This is a genomic window from Chitinophagaceae bacterium (assembly GCA_016713085.1).
In the GTDB taxonomy this organism is placed as follows: Bacteria; Bacteroidota; Bacteroidia; order Chitinophagales; family Chitinophagaceae; genus Lacibacter.
The window spans coordinates 509,906-526,011 of sequence record JADJPV010000002.1 but is presented as its reverse complement, the minus strand read 5'-3'; the positions used below and the strand labels follow the sequence as shown (position 1 = coordinate 526,011).

Genomic DNA, 16,106 nt, shown 5'->3' with positions numbered 1-16,106 from the left:
AGGTCTTAAACCACTGCTATGATCAGATCAATTATTTCCCTGTTCTTCTTACTATTATTTTCCCAGGCTTCGGCCCAGCAACAATTAGGTAAGCTGACTGTTGAAAAGATAATGCGTGATCCACGCTGGATGGGCACATCCCCTTCTAACCTGCAATGGAGTAACGACGGGCAGCAGCTTTATTTCAGCTGGAACCCGGAAAACAATCTTGCTGATTCAACTTACTTTATTACACTCAGCAATAAAGTACCGGCAAAAGCAACTGTTGCTCAAAAACAGGATATCAACTTCAGCGGCAACTTTGTTTATAATCTTTCCCGCTCTGCTTTTGTGTACAGTAAAGATGGAGATGTGTTTTATACAGAAACAAAAACAGGAAAAACAAAACGTATTACACAAACAACCGATGCGGAAATGAATCCGCAGTTTTCATTTAATGAAACAAAGATTGTGTACAACCGCAGTCAGAATTTATATGCCTGGGATATTGCAACCGGTGAAACTATGCAGCTCACCAACCTTAGAACTGGTGATGCAGCACCTGCTCCTGCTGCTTTCCAGGGAAGAGGTGGAAATGCGGGAGCAGGAGGAAGAACAAACACAGCCGGAGGTTCAGCTAATCAGCAGGAAGACTGGCTGAAGAATGATCAGCTGCGTTATTTTGAAGTATTACGTTCAAGAAAAGAGAAGAGAGAAAAAACAGATGCTTACAATAAATCAATCCCCAAACCAAAAGAACTGCGGTCAATTAATATTGAAGATAAATTTTTACAGGGTTTAAGCATCAGTCCCGATGGACGCTTTATCAGCTACCGTTTATTCAAAGCAGTAACAAATGCCAAAACAACCATTGTTCCAAGTTTTGTAACGGAGTCAGGATTTACTACTGATATTCCTGCCCGTACAAAAGTGGGTGCAGCACAGGGAAGTTCTGAATTCTATTTCTACGACAGGGAAAAAGATTCAGTGATTACAATCAAAACAGATTCTTTACCGGGTATTAAAGATTTACCTGATTATGTAAAAGATTATCCCAAACAATTGGAACAGCGTTCAAAAAATCCTGCAAACCGTGCTGTCAATTTTTCATCGATTGTATGGTCGCCAAAAGGAAGTAATGCAGTGATTGAAATCCGTTCACAGGATAACAAAGACCGATGGCTGATGTTGTGGAACGGAACAGCCATGAGTTTATTAGACAGACAGAGAGATGAAGCATGGATTGGCGGACCTGGCATTGGCTTTGGACGCAACACCGGATGGATTGATGAAAGCACCGTCTGGTTTCAATCGGAAGCAACAGGTTATGCTCATCTCTATACCATCAATGTAACAACAAAAGAAAAGAAAGCATTAACAGTTGGGAACTATGAAGTGCAGCAAACACAATTGAGCCGTGATAAAAAATTCTTTTACATCACAACAAATGAAGTACATCCCGGTGAACAGCAGTTCTACCGTTTATCGATTGCTGATGGAAAGAAGGAACGCATTACTACCATGACAGGTGCCAACCAGGTAACTGTTTCACCCGATGAAAAATATATCGGCATTCTGTATTCTTATTCAAACAAACCATGGGAGCTTTATCTACAGGAAAATAAACCCGGTGGAAAGATTGAACAGATCACCAGTAAAGCGCAGAGTGAAGAATTCAAATCGTATGCATGGAAAGATCCTGAAGTGATTACGTTTACTGCAGCTGATGGCGCACAGGTATATGCAAGAATTTACAAACCGGCGAATCCGCATCCGAATAAACCGGCGGTATTATTTGTGCATGGCGCAGGTTATTTACAGAATGCACATAAATGGTGGAGCAGTTATTTCAGGGAATACATGTTCAACAACATGCTGGCCGATAACGGCTACTATGTAATGGATATTGATTACCGTGGCAGTGCAGGTTATGGCCGTGACTGGAGAACAGGTATTTACCGTTATATGGGCGGTAAAGATTTAAGTGATCATGTGGATGCTGTTAATTACTTAGTGAAAACTTATGGAGTTAATCCGCAGCATATCGGATTGTACGGCGGATCTTATGGCGGCTTTATTACATTGATGGCGATGTTTAACAAGCCGGATGTATTTGCAGCAGGTGCTGCTCTTCGTCCTGTTACTGACTGGGCACAATACAATCATGGCTACACATCAAATATTTTAAATGAACCGTTTACTGACAGTATTGCTTACAGAAGAAGTTCACCTTACTATTTTGCTGAAGGTTTAAAAGGTGATCTGCTCATTTGCCATGGCATGGTGGATGTGAATGTTCATTTCCAGGATGCCGTGAAATTATCGCAACGTTTAATTGAATTGGGAAAAGACAATTGGGAACTGGCTCCTTACCCAATGGAAGATCATGGATTTGTAGAACCCAGCAGTTGGACAGATGAGTATAAACGAATTTTCAAATTATTTGAACGGGTGTTGAAGAAATAAAATCACTTCAGATATCTTTTAAAACGGCGCATTACTTCTGTGTAATGCGCCGTACCTTTATACAACAGTAAAGTCAGTTCCATGGATTTCATCGATTACTATAAAGTGTTAGGGATTGATCAAAAGGCAACGGATGAAGAAATAAAGAAAGCATACCGCAAATTAGCCCGCAAGCTCCACCCCGATCTGAACCCCAACAATAAAGAAGCTCACCATAAATTTCAACAGATTAATGAAGCCAACGAAGTGCTGAGCGATCCTGTAAAAAGGAAAAAGTATGACCAGTACGGAAAAGACTGGCAGCATGCTGAACAATTTGAACAGCAGCGTCAATCACAACAACGCCATTCACAGTTCAGGGGTGATCAGCAGTTTGATGGTGGCGACGACAGCGATTTCTCCAGTTTCTTTGAATCAATGTTTGGCGGTGGTGGTGGCAGCAGAAGCAGGCAAACAAAATTCAGGGGGCAGGATTTTAATGCCGAGCTGAAGTTAAGTTTAGCGGATGTGATGGAAACAAAACAGCAAACATTGGCGGTGAATGGGAAAAATATCCGCATCACCATTCCTGCAGGAATTGAAAACGGACAGGTAATTAAATTGAAAGGATATGGTGCCCCGGGAGTTAATGGCGGACCAAACGGCGATCTGTTCATCACATTTTCTATTACTCCACATCCTCAGTTTAAACGTTCGGGCAATGACCTGTATATGACCACTGTAATTGATCTGTACACCGCATTACTTGGTGGAGACACAACAATTTGAAACACTGAAAGGGAAAGTAAAATTAAAAGTGAATCCTGAAACACAGAACGGAACGAAAATAAGATTGAAAGGAAAAGGAGTTCCTGTGTATAAAAAAGAAGGAGAAGCCGGTGACCTCTATGTAACCTATGATGTAAAACTACCAACCAATCTTACTGATCAGCAGAAAAAGCTGTTTACTGAATTGCGTAACCTTCATTAAATCTATTTGTATGCAAACAGAAGAAATGATCCCCGCCGAAGAGTTTTGTATTCATCACAATATTGAAACGTCGTTTATCTATTCCTTAAAAGAATCGGGGTTGATAGAGGTCAGCACTGTTGAAGAAAAAACATATGTACCCGTTAATCAGTTACATAACCTGGAAAAGCTGATACGTTTATATTATGAGCTTGATATAAACCTGGAAGGCATTGAAACCATCACTTATCTGTTACAACGCATGAATGAAATGCAGCAGAAGATTGTTCATCTTTCAAACAGGTTAAGCTTATATGAAAATGAATGACCTGCTGAAATAAACAGTTTACAAAACTGTCAGCGCAGGGGGAATTCCTTTTCTACTTTTCAATTTTCTCCTTACTGATTTCACTGCTGACTTCAAAATATCCTTCCTTCATCATACGCTGAACCTCTGCTGATGTCCATTGACAATCAAAATAAAAAATATTGCTTTTTGAATTCCCAGCAAAAAAATGGCAGGGAAGATTTTCTGTTTTAGATGTGCATTCCCATAAATTATACGTTTGATCACTCTTTCGTTCCAGGATAATTAAGCGCCACCAGTTACTGTAGTCTGAAGCATCTTCGCCAAGAATATTGTTACGGATATTCAGAACATAAGTAGTTCGGTTCAGCTGGCGGAGAAAAGCATTCTGCCCAAGATCAATGCAGATAGTATCTGTTTTTACAACAACAACCGTGTCTTTATCCATTACAAAGGGATAGGGTTTCTTCAAAAACTTCCTGTCAGCTATTTCATACACGTGCCCGTTACGAAACAGGTAATTGGTTACCGTATCAACAGGATTTTTCAAACTGTCGTATGTAATTGTTTCAGCACTGTTGTAAGAACCCGTTACATAAATCGCCTTCCCTGTTGCATCCATCTTCGGCCAAGCACCATTAACAATTTTATCTGTATCGCTGAAAACCAGTAAAACATATTTTTTATTAAAAAAATAAAACTGGCCATCACTCTCATCCTTTACAGACCATTTACCCCTTAACTCTTTTGGAAACTCATAGATATTCGCTTTATCAACCGGTTGCGGTGCTGAAAAATTGTACGAGTCACAGGAGCTGAAAATGGCAATCATCCCGGTAAACATTAGCTGGTAAACAGATTTCTTCCAATTCGTACACGTGTATTTCATGTTAAATCAGTTTGTGTAAAAGATACAATCCTTACAGACGGATTCAAATGAGGCGGGTCATAGGGTCAGCTGATTCAGAACATTGAAACAACTTTCTCCGCTTCTCATTATCTTTAGCGCAAACCTGCATACATGAGAAATTTAATCATTCTCTTCTTTTTCCTGATTTCCTTCAGCTTACTGAAAGCACAAACGCCTGCCAGCACAAAAAGCTTAGATTCAGCTTTAACCAAACTTCATCAAACCAACCGTTTTAATGGCACCGTACTTTATGCTGAAAATGGTAAAGTCGTTTATAAAAAAGCATTTGGAGTAAGTGATTACAGAACCAGCCAGCCTTTAACCACCACCTCTTCTTTCAACCTTGCATCTGTGACCAAGCAGTTTATCTGCATGGGCATCATGATCCTAAAAGAAAAAGGACTGCTGCAATTTGATGATGACTGCCGGAAATACATTCCTGAACTTCCTTACGAAGGAATAACAGTCCGGAACCTGATGACACATACATCCGGCATTCCTGAATACTTTGCTCTGTTTCAGCAATACAAATCACCGCTTGATACATTGACGAATGAGAAAATGATCACTCTTTTTCTACCCGTAAGCCAAACCTTGATTTTGCTACCGGAACAAAATGGAATTACTGTAATACCAATTATGTGTTACTGGTAAGTGTTATTGAGCGGATCACAAAAGAACCTATTGATGTATTCATCAGAAAAAATATTACTGAACCGCTTAAACTGAAAGATACCTATGTGTACCATGTGCTGATGTCATCTGTTCCGGCAAATCATGTGTACGGCTTTGAAGAAACAGGTGAAAAAAGAAAGCTCAGCGATCTTACGCCGTTTGATGGTGTTGTTGGCGATGGAAATATTTATTCATCTGTTGAAGATCTGTTTAAATGGGAACAAAGCTTAACTACAGAAAAGCTGGTAAAGAAAGAAACCATGGCGCAGGCTTTTAAGCCGGTTGTATTAAAAGATGGCACAACTTATCCGTATGGCTTTGGCTGGTTTCTTGACAATGAAAAAGAACAGCAATACTCACACACAGGTGGATGGGTTGGTTTTATTAATCTCATTTACCGTGATGTAAAAAATAAACGCACCATTATTTCATTGAGCAGCGGAAGTAATGGCACTGCAAACCGTATTACAAAAAACTTCATACAGGGAGGATCATTAGATATAACTCCAACTGTTCTTATAAAAAATATACAGTTGATTGACGGAACGGGCAGTGCTGCAAAAATGCTTCTGTAAGAATACAGGGCAAGCGAATCATTGCTGTTGGTAATCTCACTCCGTTTACAGACGAAACGGTTATTGATGGAGAAGGAAAGATTCTTGCGCCGGGTTTTATTGACAGTCACAGTCACCTTGCCGGTTACTTAGATAAATATCCGGAGGCACTGGCCGCATTGAACCAGGGCATTACAACTATTGTTGCAGGACAGGATGGCGGCGGCGATCCTGTTGACAGCATGATTGCACAATTGAAAAGAATTCCCGCTGCCATTAACATTGCAACTTACACCGGTCATACTTCTATCAGGGAAAAAGTGATGGGTGAAAATCAACTCAACCGTCCTGCAACAAAACAAGAACTGGAAAAGATAAAACAATTACTGCGTGAAGATTTGCAGAAAGGTTCACTTGGACTTTCTACCGGTTTAGAATATGAAGGAGCTTTTTACAGTAACATGTATGAAGTAATTGAACTGGCTAAAATAACAGCGGCACACAAAGGAAAATACATCAGTCATATCAGAAGTGAAGATATCAGCATGGCTGATGCCATCAATGAAATCATAGAAATTGGCAGACAGGCAAAAATTCCTGTGCAGATTTCGCATATTAAAATTGCACTGAAAGATGATTGGGGAACAGCGGCATCCTTACTGGCAACTTTACAGAGAGCAAGAGCTGAGGGGATTGATATAACAGCAGATTGCTACCCTTATGATTTCTGGAACAGTACGCTGCGTGTTTTATTTCCTAAAAAGATTTCAAAAAGTTTACTGGGTGCCACCTATGCAACAGAACATTTGTTTGATGCAGAAGGTTCGGTGCTCGTTCGTTTTGCACCCGATACAACTTACAAAGGAAAGACTGTTGCGGCTATTGCCCGTTTACGGAATGAAACGCCTGCACAAACACTTTTATATTTAGTTGCCGCTGCAGAAACATATGGTCAGCAACATCCCGATGCGGGTGGTATTGAAACCATCATGGGCAAATCAATGACAGAGGATGATATCATAACATTTTTAAATTGGAATCATACCAATATCTGTTCAGATGGTGCCAATGGTGGTCACCCAAGAGGATATGGAAGTTTTACCAGGGTACTGAGCCACTATGTAAAAGAGAAAAAGATCATGAGCTGGGAAGAAGCCATTTATAAAATGACCGGTTTGGCAGCAGAACATACAGGAATTAAAAATCGTGGTATTATTGCGCCGGGATATTTTGCTGATCTTGTTTTGATAGATCCTGCAACAGTAAAAGATAATGCAAGCATTAAAGATCCAAGAGCATTATCAGATGGTATTTTAAAAGTATGGGTGAATGGTGTGCTGGTGTATAAAGACAAAACTTCACAACAGAAATACCCGGGAGAGTTTATTAAACGGTAATTAGAAACAGTCCGGATATTATTGAAAGAAAAAGCAAACGATCAAATAAAAATGACAGGTAAACCAAAAGCAATTGTATTAACAGATGGCATGCTGCATGATTCAGATGCCAAAACAGCTCACGGACTCATAAGAGGAACAGAACGTTTTGAAATTGTTGCCATCATTGATTCATTGCATGGAGGGAAAGATGCAGGTGAGGTATTAGATGGAAAACACCGAAGCATTCCTGTGCTCGGAAATATTGAGGAAGCAACCACATCCATTCAGGATATTAAATATTGTATCATTGGTATCGCCACTGTTGGCGGAATTCTTCCTGCACATTTTATTCCTGTATTGGAAGCATGCATCAGGAAAATATTTCATTGGTGAATGGCCTGCATGATTTCTTATCAAATATCCCTCGCTTGCAGCATTGGCAAAAGAGTACAATGTTGAATTGATTGATGTACGCAAACCAAAAACAGAAAGGATTTGCATTTCTGGAATGCAGAAATCTATTCTGTGAAAGCACCCATCATTGCAGTCATCGGCACCGATTGTGCATTGGGCAAACGAACAACCTGCCGTATGGTGAAACAGGCTTGTGCTGATGCAAAGATCAATGCGCAGATGATCTATACCGGCCAAACAGGCTGGTTACAGGGCGGACAATATGGTTTTATTTTTGATTCAACGCTGAACGATTTTATTTCGGGTGAACTGGAACATACAATTGTTTCCTGCTGGAAAGAAACCAATGCTGATGTGTTATTAATCGAAGGACAGTCAGCCTTACGTAATCCCAGCGGGCCATGCGGTGCTGAAATGCTGGTGTCAGGTAATGCAAAACATGTTATTCTTGTGCATGCACCAAAGCGAAAACATTATGAACATTTAGCTGAGTGGGGAGCCATTCATTCTGTTGCTTCAGAAATTGAATTGATAAAAATGTACGGATCTAATGTAATTGCTGTTGCGTTAAATACTGAACAATGCAGTTTGGAAGAAGCTTTCCAATTTCAGAAAGAATATGAAGCAGAGTTATACATCCCTGTTTTATTACCATTGCAACAGGGAGTGGAAAAAATTATTCCAGTTATTCAATCGCTGCTTAAACAACCTGTATGAAAATTAAATCAATCAATGTATGGTTGCAGCAATTGCCTTTAACCAAACCATATACCATTGCTTACAAAGTAATTGATGATACAGAGATTATTTTTCTTGAAATTATATTAGAGAATGGCATTACTGGAATCGGAGCTTCCAATCCATTTACTGAAGTAGTTGGAGAGTCACCCGCAGATACATTAAGGAATCTGCAAACAGATTTTGTGCAGCAGATGGCTGGAAAAGATATCAATGACTTCAATCAACTCATTGATGAAGCTGTCACCCACTTCCCGCATCTGCCCGGCACAGTCGCAGCCATTGATCTTGCATTGCATGATGCGTATTGTCAGTTGAAAGGAATTCCTGTTGTAGATTTATATGGACGAAAGATTGATGCACTCCCGACATCCATCACCATTGGTATAAAAGAAACCGCTGCCATACTTGCAGAAGCAAAAGAAAATTATGCAGCCGGTTTCAGGATCATCAAGATCAAAACAGGATTGAATGTAGAAGAAGATATTGAACGGGTTACAAAACTCAATGAATTGTTTGGCAACAGAATGCTGATCCGTGTTGATGCCAACCAGGGTTATGATTTGCCTCAACTGAAACAGTTCATTAATAAAACAAAGCATCTTTCACTTGAACTGATTGAGCAACCTTTACCAGTTGGTAAAGAACATGAGTTGGCAACCTTAGATGAAGCCGACAGGAAATTATTAGCTGCTGATGAATCATTGATTGATGCAGAGTCAGCAACAACTCTCTCCCGCTCTCCTCAGCCCTTTGGTATTTTCAATATTAAACTAATGAAAAGCGGCGGTATAAAAAGCGCCAGGAAAATTGCTGCAATTGCTGCCAATGCAAATATTGATTTATTCTGGGGTTGTAATGATGAAAGTATGGCAAGTATCACTGCTGCACTTCATGTGGCTTACAGTTGGAGTAATACAAAATATCTTGATCTCGATGGAAGCTTTGACCTCAGCAGAGACTGGGTGAAAGATGGATTTATTTTGAGAGACGGATATATGTACTGCAGCAATCAACCCGGTCTTGGGCTGAACAGAATCTAAATACAAAAGAGTAAAACTGACCATCATCATTTTACAGTACTACTTTTGATTTTACTTTTCCGGTGCTTATTGAACCGTTATGCTCCGGAAAAAAATATTTGACCCGCTCAACCGTGAACCTTTCCGTCACAGAAGTATTGAAATAGTAAGAATAGAAGCATTGAGTGATGCTGTATTTGCTTTCTCTGTTTCCTTATTGGTTGCTTCACTGGAAGTGCCGCAAACTTTTGAAGAATTAAAAATAATTGTACAGGGCGCCCTTCCATTTTTGCAACTGTTGCAATTATATTTCTTCTGGTACCAGCAGTATATGTATTTCCGCCGCTATGGTTTAAATGATTTGCCAACGATTGTTCTGAACCTTTGCTACCTCGCTATTATCCTTTTTTATATCTATCCTCTAAAGTTCCTGTTTTCTGTTCTGCTTACAAGCTGGACAGGTATTGACCTCTTTCCAAAAGCTGCAGAAAAAGGACTGGCTGTGCTTCACACAGAAGATTTTGCTCAGTTAATTATTTTATTCAGCATTGGTTATTTTTTAATCTGGATGATTATTTTCCTCCTGTACAAAAGAGCTTTGCATTTCTCCAGTAAACTCGAGTTAAATCAATATGAAATACTTTTCACCAGGAAAGAAAAAAGAGGTGCATTATGGAATGCCTTGATTGGGATATCAGCAATTATCCTGGCATGGTCAGGAGCAGAAGGGATTGCAGGTTTATGTTATTTATCTATACCCATTCTATTATTCCTCAACCAGCAGTTATTCAATCATCAACTGAAAAAGAAAATTAAACCAGGAAAATAAGTAAATAGTTGAGGCTGGCTAAATGAACTACCTTGTTTCATTAACTGAAAAAATGAACAACCCGTTTGACTTACTGATTGACAGCTACCTCGATAATAAGATTGGAATTGATCCCGGCTTTATGTCAAAGTCACTTTCCGATGGTCTGCAGCAAAATATTCTGCAATTGCAAAACGATAAGATGATGACCGTTGCCGGAATCGGAAATGAAGCAATGAAAGATCAGCATCAGAAAATGCGGAGCGATAAAATTTACTGGATGGACAAAAGTCACAACAATCAATACGAACAGGAGTTTTTACAACTGGCTGAAGATTTTATTGACCGGCTGAACAGTACCTGCTATACCGGCATCAATGGATATGAATTTCATTATGCCGTTTATGAAGAAGGCAGTTTTTACAAACGGCACAGGGATCAGTTTCAAAACGACAGTAACCGGAAGTTTTCACTGATCAATTATTTAAACAACAACTGGCTGGAAGAAGATGGCGGACAATTGCGGGTATATCAAAATGAATCAACTCAAACAATAGAACCCCACGCACAAACAGCAGTATTCTTTAAAAGCGATGAAATGGAACATGAAGTATCAAAAGCAAACCGCAGCAGAATGAGCATTACCGGCTGGTTGAAGAGAATGTAATGTTTCTGCTGTGTTACTTACAATTTTCTTACTTCTTTCAGATAATCATACTGCAAATCTTCATGCAGGGTTTCAATGGCTTTATTCACTTTCTTGAGTTGGTTTTGGTAGATATTCGTAAGCACGGGATTTTTCTCAATGGGAATATTCAATCCCTTCATTGTTGCCAGGAAATAAATCAACAGTTCAATTTCCACAGTAGCAAGCCCACTGTACCGGGTATATTTAGCGGCAGTACGGATGATCTTCCGCAAAGTTTTCTTCACAAAATAAACGTTGCTTTTGTTCATTCCTTCAAACTGAGAATCCATCTCCTCTTTTACACTTTTAATATAGTCAGCTGTATCATGGGCCTCAAAAAGCAAATAGGTCAGCAGTTCTTTATTCTCCTTTTTAAACCGGGCAAGCCGCAGGCAGAGTTCAGTTAACTGCGAGGACGGGCTGTTACTTAGCTCCTGTTTAATTTCATTAATTGTTGCAGCTTTCATATTATCAATTTTTCCTGTCTGTTACCTGCTAAAATACAGATTCCCAGTTATTATTTGATACTGTGGAAAAGCAACTAAGAAATATAACTCCCCTGAGATAGGGCTTTAAATTTCCTGCCAAAAAAATCATGAAATTCTTATATTGTGGGCATAACGTTGTTTCCCACAGGCATTTATCTTCAACAAACAATCAACCAAAATACAACAAACACCCTTTTCAATGCAAAATTTCACGAGTGAAGCCGACCAGATCAAATCCCTGAATGAGAATGAATTCAACTCCAGGAACCGTTTAGCAGAACTGATGTTCAAGGCTCCCATTCCCAAAGAGGAATTAATGAACAATGTTGGTCTGTTTATTGACCGCAGACTGATCTCCCGTATGCTGTTTATTAATGAAATGTACACACAGATAGTTGGCTTACATGGCTCTATTATTGAATTCGGAACCCGTTACGGCACCAACTTATCTCTCCTAAGTTCTTTACGTGGCATATATGAGCCCTTTAACCATAACCGCAAGATCATTGCATTTGATACATTCAGCGGCTTTCCAGAAGTTGGAGAGCATGATGTAAACAGTGTACAGAAATGGTCAACCGGCGATTACAGTGTTCCTGATCAATATGAGAATTTCCTGGAAGATGTATTACTTACATGAGCAACTGGCTCCTTTACCAAACATCCGCAAGTTTGAACTGGTAAAAGGCGATGTAAATCTCACACTCGGACCCTATCTTGAAAGCAGACAGGAAACCATCATTGCAATGGTATATATTGATTTTGATATTTACAAACCAACCTATACAGCACTGGAACAAATTGTTCCTTATTTAACCAAAGGTGCAGTGATTGGTTTTGATGAAATTAATGTGCGTGAATGGCCCGGCGAAACAAAAGCATTACGTGATGTACTGGGAACAAAGAATTTCAAAATACGTCATTCAGCCTTCCGTGCTAACTCAGCATACCTTATTTACGAATAAGCGTATCTCAAAATTGATAATTTTTATATAAAAATATTTTCAAAATCGTCTTCAAAGAAAGAGGTCCGCTTTAAAGCGGACCTCTTTAGATTTCATGAGTTCCCTTTAGTTTTTCACCAACCCTTTTAAAGACAGAGCATAATAAAACCATATATGAGTGAAAAGGAAAAGAAGTTATACTTTGTATTAAACTCAGGCAAATTACCGTATGAGCGTTACCGTACCTTTTCTGAAATAAATTTTATTGTCAATGCCCACACCTTTCATATACCAAACATATACACCGGGTTCCTGCTGAATATTTTTATAGGTACCATCCCAGTCGGTATCGCTTTTACCCATTGAATAAACCTCACGGCCCCAGCGGTTTACTACACTGAATGAATACATTTCTTTAATGCCAATTGTTACGGGAAAAAAAACGATCATTCAGCTGGTCGCTGTTAGGGAGTAAATGCCGTTGGCACAAATACTTTTACTTCTTTAATGGATCTTACAATCTGTGTATCTGTTGTAAAACATCCGCCAACTGTAATGAAGTCGATGAGATATCTCTGGATTGTTTCACTGCTTGTACTGAAATTTGGGTTATAGGTTAACGGCTTATCCAGGTATACAGCCGGCCTCCATAACACCGACACCCCTATCGATCTCGCCTGAAGAGGTAACTGAGTATCTAAGAAAGTATATTGAATTGGATAAGTTATGCCGGGAATCGGATTTTCAATATTAATTACTACAGAACGTGTTGGCAAATTACATCCGTTCAGGTTTGTTACTACTGCATAATAAGTACCAGACTCTGTTACTCTGAACCGGAAAGGTTGAAAACCGGATAAAGCTGTTCCATTTCTATACCATTGAATTTTATTTGTATTGGATAATACCAATACTGCACTGTCTGATGATTGACTGCAAAAGTCAGTCTTCCCGAAAAACCGCATGGTGGTGTCGGGTATAGAAGTTGTGACTATAATTGAATCAGTATGACTGCAGCCTCCTCCTCCGCTGGTTGCTGTTACATAATATTTTGTAGTAACAGACGGGCTTGCAAATGGATTTGAAATATTTGGATCTGATAAACCGGGCAGCAGGTGTCCATTGATAACGGATACCCGGCTTGGAATTCTCACCAATTAATACAGGCTCAGGCGCACAGTAAACAAGATCAGGCCCTGCCTGTGCCCTCACTGTTAATGTATCTACAAGTCGGGCATATAACGTGTCTTTACATCCATATCCATTATAAGGAGTTACTTCAACTGCCAGTAATGAACCAGCTGCTGGTGCCGGCTGCAACCTGAGCGTTTGCTGGCTACCCAATACCTGTGTAAATCCATTGTTAAACCATGTATATGATTGAAAACCGAAAGGCGCCACAACACTTACAGCTGTATCTCTTGGGCAAAAAGTTGCACCTGTAAATTCACCGGTGCATTCAGAATTAACGTCAATGTACGCATACCCAAAATGCCGTCTGAATGTGCAATCAGCTGTCTTAAAAAAAAGACGGATCGTTTTTCCGGCTTTCCCATTTAAATTAATGGTAACAGCAGTCCAATCCTTACACCATACAGCAGTTGTATCAATACCCTGTGGTGATATAAAAAAACCGGGCAATGGTGAGCCGAATGGAATAAATGTAAAAGAAGAACAATCGATCAACTGGTTGTCGGTTGTATTCATTACTTCAATTTCAAGCCTGGGCTGTTCATATATCTGATGCCTGGGATCCTGAAATACAACCGCATAGTGATAGGTTAATGAATAGGTATTCATGTTAGCAGGAATCGTAAACTCATAAGATAACCCATCGGCCTGTGCACCCCCCTGGTTATTACCAAGCTTAACTGAATGACCGCTGCCATTGGGACACAATACAGGAAACCCGCCATAATAATCTGTAACGCCTGTATGGTTTGCACGGGAAAACATTTCATGCTGATCGAAAACAGGACCTCCGGAAGGACTTAGAAAGATTTGATTTTGTCCGGTAGCTGCAGATACATTTCCTGTATAGGTTGTCCAGTTTGAAAAATCACCTTTTTCAAAGTCAATGTTTGGTGGACAAACCTGTGCATTCGTGTGAAAACATGACAGTAAAATAGCAAGGGTGCTTAATAAAAATCCTCTATTTTGTAAGGGTTGATTAAATCTCATATTAACTTGTAGCTTTCTGTACACACACAACTGAATTTCCCGGAAACTAACATAAGCAAAACTATCTATCTGTAATATACAAATTTACTGAGTCGGTACAAAGAGTTGTTGAACCGGCCAGATTAAGCCGCTGAGAGGCATTTTTTGTGTTTTTTGAGGAATTCCGGGAGTTGCCGGATTGCTGTTAATTAATTCAGAAAACAGCCAGCTTCAACAAAACCTGCCTGACTGTATTATTTTTCAGTAAAATCCAGATCCCTACTAAATGTTTCTTTTGTTTTTCCAGACCGTTTCACAAAGCAATACAATCAGGGATACAGCAGGTATTTCTTCCGCATGGCTTTATACTTTGATAACCCGGGTTCCCAGGAATCCTGAATTTCTTTGATTGATTTGCCTGCAATGATTTGCTTCCTGAAATCAGAACTGCCGGACAATTTATCAATATCACCCATCTCCTTACTCTGGCTCCTGTCAAAAAACTTTTCTTTGGCGGGAAAAGCTGCGTACAGATCTTTCATCCATTGAATATTGATCCGCTTTGCTTTACGGAGCTTGTTGATATCATAAGCCCTGAGGTCAAGTCCATAACAAACTGTATTCATATGCAAAGGCGTTTCACTCATACCGGGAATACTTACCGGTGTATAAGAAAAACTGAATTTACCTTTTAAAAATGGGCTGCCGAATACAGTAAAAGGAAAGTAAGTACCACGTCCATGATTCAAGGCAGTTCCTTCAAACAAACAGGTTGAAGGATACAGCATAATACTTTGCTGCGTATTTAAATTGGGAGAAGGTTTTACCGGCAAAGTATAAGCCAGATCATGATTGTAATTGGCAACTGTGATAATTTTCAGTTTGCATTTCATTTTTCCGGGCAACCATCCCTCTCCGTTGATCATTTGAGCAAATTCCGCAATGGTCATTCCATGGGCAACAGGAATTGGAAACATACCAATGCCCGATTTCAGTTTCATATCCAGCACAGGGCCGTCAACTAAATATCCATTGGGATTGGGTCTGTCAAGAATCAGAAGTTCCTTATTATTTTCTGCACAGGCTTCCATGATATGACTCAGCACATTGATGTAGGTATAAAACCTGCAACCAACATCCTGAATATCGAAGATCATAATATCAACATCGGCCATATCCTCTTTGGAAGGTTTGCGTTTCGGGCCATATAATGAAATCACTTTTACTCCTGTTACGGGATCTTTTTCATCTTTTACTTTCACACCTGCACTTGCATTTCCACGGAAACCATGTTCAGGCCCGAATACTTTCACAATATTGATACCTCTGGTAAGCAAACTGTCAACCAAATGTTTTTGCCCGATGATAGTGGTTGGATTAGCCAGCACAGCAACACGCTTATCTTTCAGGTAAGAAATATATTTATCGGTTTGATCGGCACCTGTGAAGATCTGATTTTTAGTTGTTTCAATCAAGTGCCTGTCCTGCTTAACAGCAATTGATTGAAACATAAACAAACCTGCAACTCCTGCTATCAGTACGTATATAACTTTCATGTAAAAATTTTGAACAACTAAAATATTGATGTTTTGTGAAACTTGATCTGCCGCTAAACAAAAACATCA

Annotated in this window: 13 protein-coding genes and 3 pseudogenes; 10 read left to right on the top strand and 6 right to left on the bottom strand. The window is 39.6% G+C overall.

Annotated elements, in window-relative coordinates:
• Positions 1 to 18: 18 nt before the first annotated feature.
• From IPK31_14990 to IPK31_14980, 3 genes and pseudogenes are all read left to right on the top strand, one after another.
• Positions 19 to 2,445 (top strand): prolyl oligopeptidase family serine peptidase, encoded by a 2,427-nt coding sequence (locus IPK31_14990; protein ID MBK8089134.1) that lies wholly within the window; start codon positions 19 to 21, stop codon positions 2,443 to 2,445.
• Between the two features lie 81 nt (positions 2,446 to 2,526).
• Positions 2,527 to 3,415: pseudogene (locus IPK31_14985) on the top strand (J domain-containing protein).
• 10 nt (positions 3,416 to 3,425) lie between these two features.
• Entirely contained in the window at positions 3,426 to 3,722 is a 297-nt protein-coding gene (locus tag IPK31_14980) for a chaperone modulator CbpM (protein ID MBK8089133.1), read from the top strand.
• Positions 3,723 to 3,774: 52 nt separating this feature from the next.
• Here the strand turns inward: IPK31_14980 and IPK31_14975 are convergent, their stop codons facing one another.
• Positions 3,775 to 4,590 carry a hypothetical protein gene (locus IPK31_14975; protein ID MBK8089132.1) on the bottom strand — a complete coding sequence of 272 codons (816 nt, stop codon included), beginning with the start codon at positions 4,588 to 4,590 and terminating at the stop codon, positions 3,775 to 3,777.
• A gap of 132 nt (positions 4,591 to 4,722) precedes the next feature.
• Here IPK31_14975 and IPK31_14970 point away from each other — a divergent pair.
• From IPK31_14970 to IPK31_14950, 5 genes and pseudogenes are all read left to right on the top strand, one after another.
• Positions 4,723 to 7,237: pseudogene (locus IPK31_14970) on the top strand (serine hydrolase).
• 51 nt (positions 7,238 to 7,288) lie between these two features.
• Positions 7,289 to 8,350 (top strand): annotated as a pseudogene (locus IPK31_14965) (DUF1611 domain-containing protein).
• On the top strand, positions 8,347 to 9,414 hold the full coding sequence (locus tag IPK31_14960) for a dipeptide epimerase (protein MBK8089131.1): 1,068 nt from the start codon (positions 8,347 to 8,349) through the stop codon (positions 9,412 to 9,414). The pseudogene IPK31_14965 and the gene IPK31_14960 overlap by 4 nt, the downstream one beginning before the upstream one ends.
• A gap of 79 nt (positions 9,415 to 9,493) precedes the next feature.
• Positions 9,494 to 10,222 carry a DUF1211 domain-containing protein gene (locus tag IPK31_14955; GenBank protein MBK8089130.1) on the top strand — a complete coding sequence of 243 codons (729 nt, stop codon included), beginning with the start codon at positions 9,494 to 9,496 and terminating at the stop codon, positions 10,220 to 10,222.
• A gap of 52 nt (positions 10,223 to 10,274) precedes the next feature.
• Positions 10,275 to 10,868: a 2OG-Fe(II) oxygenase gene (locus tag IPK31_14950; protein MBK8089129.1), complete on the top strand. Its 594-nt coding sequence runs from the start codon at positions 10,275 to 10,277 to the stop codon at positions 10,866 to 10,868.
• Positions 10,869 to 10,885: 17 nt separating this feature from the next.
• Here IPK31_14950 and IPK31_14945 read toward each other — a convergent pair whose 3' ends face one another.
• Positions 10,886 to 11,356 carry a hypothetical protein gene (locus tag IPK31_14945; protein ID MBK8089128.1) on the bottom strand — a complete coding sequence of 157 codons (471 nt, stop codon included), beginning with the start codon at positions 11,354 to 11,356 and terminating at the stop codon, positions 10,886 to 10,888.
• Positions 11,357 to 11,576: 220 nt separating this feature from the next.
• Between IPK31_14945 and IPK31_14940 the strand changes: the two genes are divergently transcribed.
• On the top strand, positions 11,577 to 12,017 hold the full coding sequence (locus IPK31_14940; protein ID MBK8089127.1) for a hypothetical protein: 441 nt from the start codon (positions 11,577 to 11,579) through the stop codon (positions 12,015 to 12,017).
• On the top strand, positions 12,001 to 12,342 hold the full coding sequence (locus IPK31_14935) for a hypothetical protein (GenBank protein ID MBK8089126.1): 342 nt from the start codon (positions 12,001 to 12,003) through the stop codon (positions 12,340 to 12,342). Before IPK31_14940 ends, IPK31_14935 begins: the two co-directional genes overlap by 17 nt.
• A gap of 201 nt (positions 12,343 to 12,543) precedes the next feature.
• On the opposite strand, the gene IPK31_14930 is transcribed toward IPK31_14935, so the two are convergent.
• From IPK31_14930 to IPK31_14915, 4 genes are all read right to left on the bottom strand, one after another.
• Positions 12,544 to 12,771 carry a gliding motility-associated C-terminal domain-containing protein gene (locus IPK31_14930; protein ID MBK8089125.1) on the bottom strand — a complete coding sequence of 76 codons (228 nt, stop codon included), beginning with the start codon at positions 12,769 to 12,771 and terminating at the stop codon, positions 12,544 to 12,546.
• Between the two features lie 14 nt (positions 12,772 to 12,785).
• Positions 12,786 to 13,286: a hypothetical protein gene (locus IPK31_14925; GenBank protein ID MBK8089124.1), complete on the bottom strand. Its 501-nt coding sequence runs from the start codon at positions 13,284 to 13,286 to the stop codon at positions 12,786 to 12,788.
• Between the two features lie 37 nt (positions 13,287 to 13,323).
• Complete coding sequence (locus IPK31_14920; GenBank protein MBK8089123.1) at positions 13,324 to 14,502, bottom strand: hypothetical protein; 1,179 nt, start codon at positions 14,500 to 14,502, stop codon at positions 13,324 to 13,326.
• A 308-nt stretch (positions 14,503 to 14,810) separates the two neighbouring features.
• Complete coding sequence (locus IPK31_14915; protein ID MBK8089122.1) at positions 14,811 to 16,037, bottom strand: DUF1343 domain-containing protein; 1,227 nt, start codon at positions 16,035 to 16,037, stop codon at positions 14,811 to 14,813.
• Positions 16,038 to 16,106 lie beyond the last annotated feature (69 nt).

What these genes read in the sequence shown, in the direction of transcription:
- IPK31_14990 (MBK8089134.1), top strand. Translation starts at nt 19, where the DNA reads ATGATCAGATCAATTATTTCCCTGTTCTTCTTACTATTATTTTCCCAG.
- IPK31_14980 (MBK8089133.1), top strand. Translation starts at nt 3,426, where the DNA reads ATGCAAACAGAAGAAATGATCCCCGCCGAAGAGTTTTGTATTCATCAC.
- IPK31_14975 (MBK8089132.1), bottom strand. Translation starts at nt 4,590, where the DNA reads ATGAAATACACGTGTACGAATTGGAAGAAATCTGTTTACCAGCTAATG.
- IPK31_14960 (MBK8089131.1), top strand. Translation starts at nt 8,347, where the DNA reads ATGAAAATTAAATCAATCAATGTATGGTTGCAGCAATTGCCTTTAACC.
- IPK31_14955 (MBK8089130.1), top strand. Translation starts at nt 9,494, where the DNA reads ATGCTCCGGAAAAAAATATTTGACCCGCTCAACCGTGAACCTTTCCGT.
- IPK31_14950 (MBK8089129.1), top strand. Translation starts at nt 10,275, where the DNA reads ATGAACAACCCGTTTGACTTACTGATTGACAGCTACCTCGATAATAAG.
- IPK31_14945 (MBK8089128.1), bottom strand. Translation starts at nt 11,356, where the DNA reads ATGAAAGCTGCAACAATTAATGAAATTAAACAGGAGCTAAGTAACAGC.
- IPK31_14940 (MBK8089127.1), top strand. Translation starts at nt 11,577, where the DNA reads ATGCAAAATTTCACGAGTGAAGCCGACCAGATCAAATCCCTGAATGAG.
- IPK31_14935 (MBK8089126.1), top strand. Translation starts at nt 12,001, where the DNA reads ATGTATTACTTACATGAGCAACTGGCTCCTTTACCAAACATCCGCAAG.
- IPK31_14930 (MBK8089125.1), bottom strand. Translation starts at nt 12,771, where the DNA reads ATGATCGTTTTTTTTCCCGTAACAATTGGCATTAAAGAAATGTATTCA.
- IPK31_14925 (MBK8089124.1), bottom strand. Translation starts at nt 13,286, where the DNA reads ATGCGGTTTTTCGGGAAGACTGACTTTTGCAGTCAATCATCAGACAGT.
- IPK31_14920 (MBK8089123.1), bottom strand. Translation starts at nt 14,502, where the DNA reads ATGAGATTTAATCAACCCTTACAAAATAGAGGATTTTTATTAAGCACC.
- IPK31_14915 (MBK8089122.1), bottom strand. Translation starts at nt 16,037, where the DNA reads ATGAAAGTTATATACGTACTGATAGCAGGAGTTGCAGGTTTGTTTATG.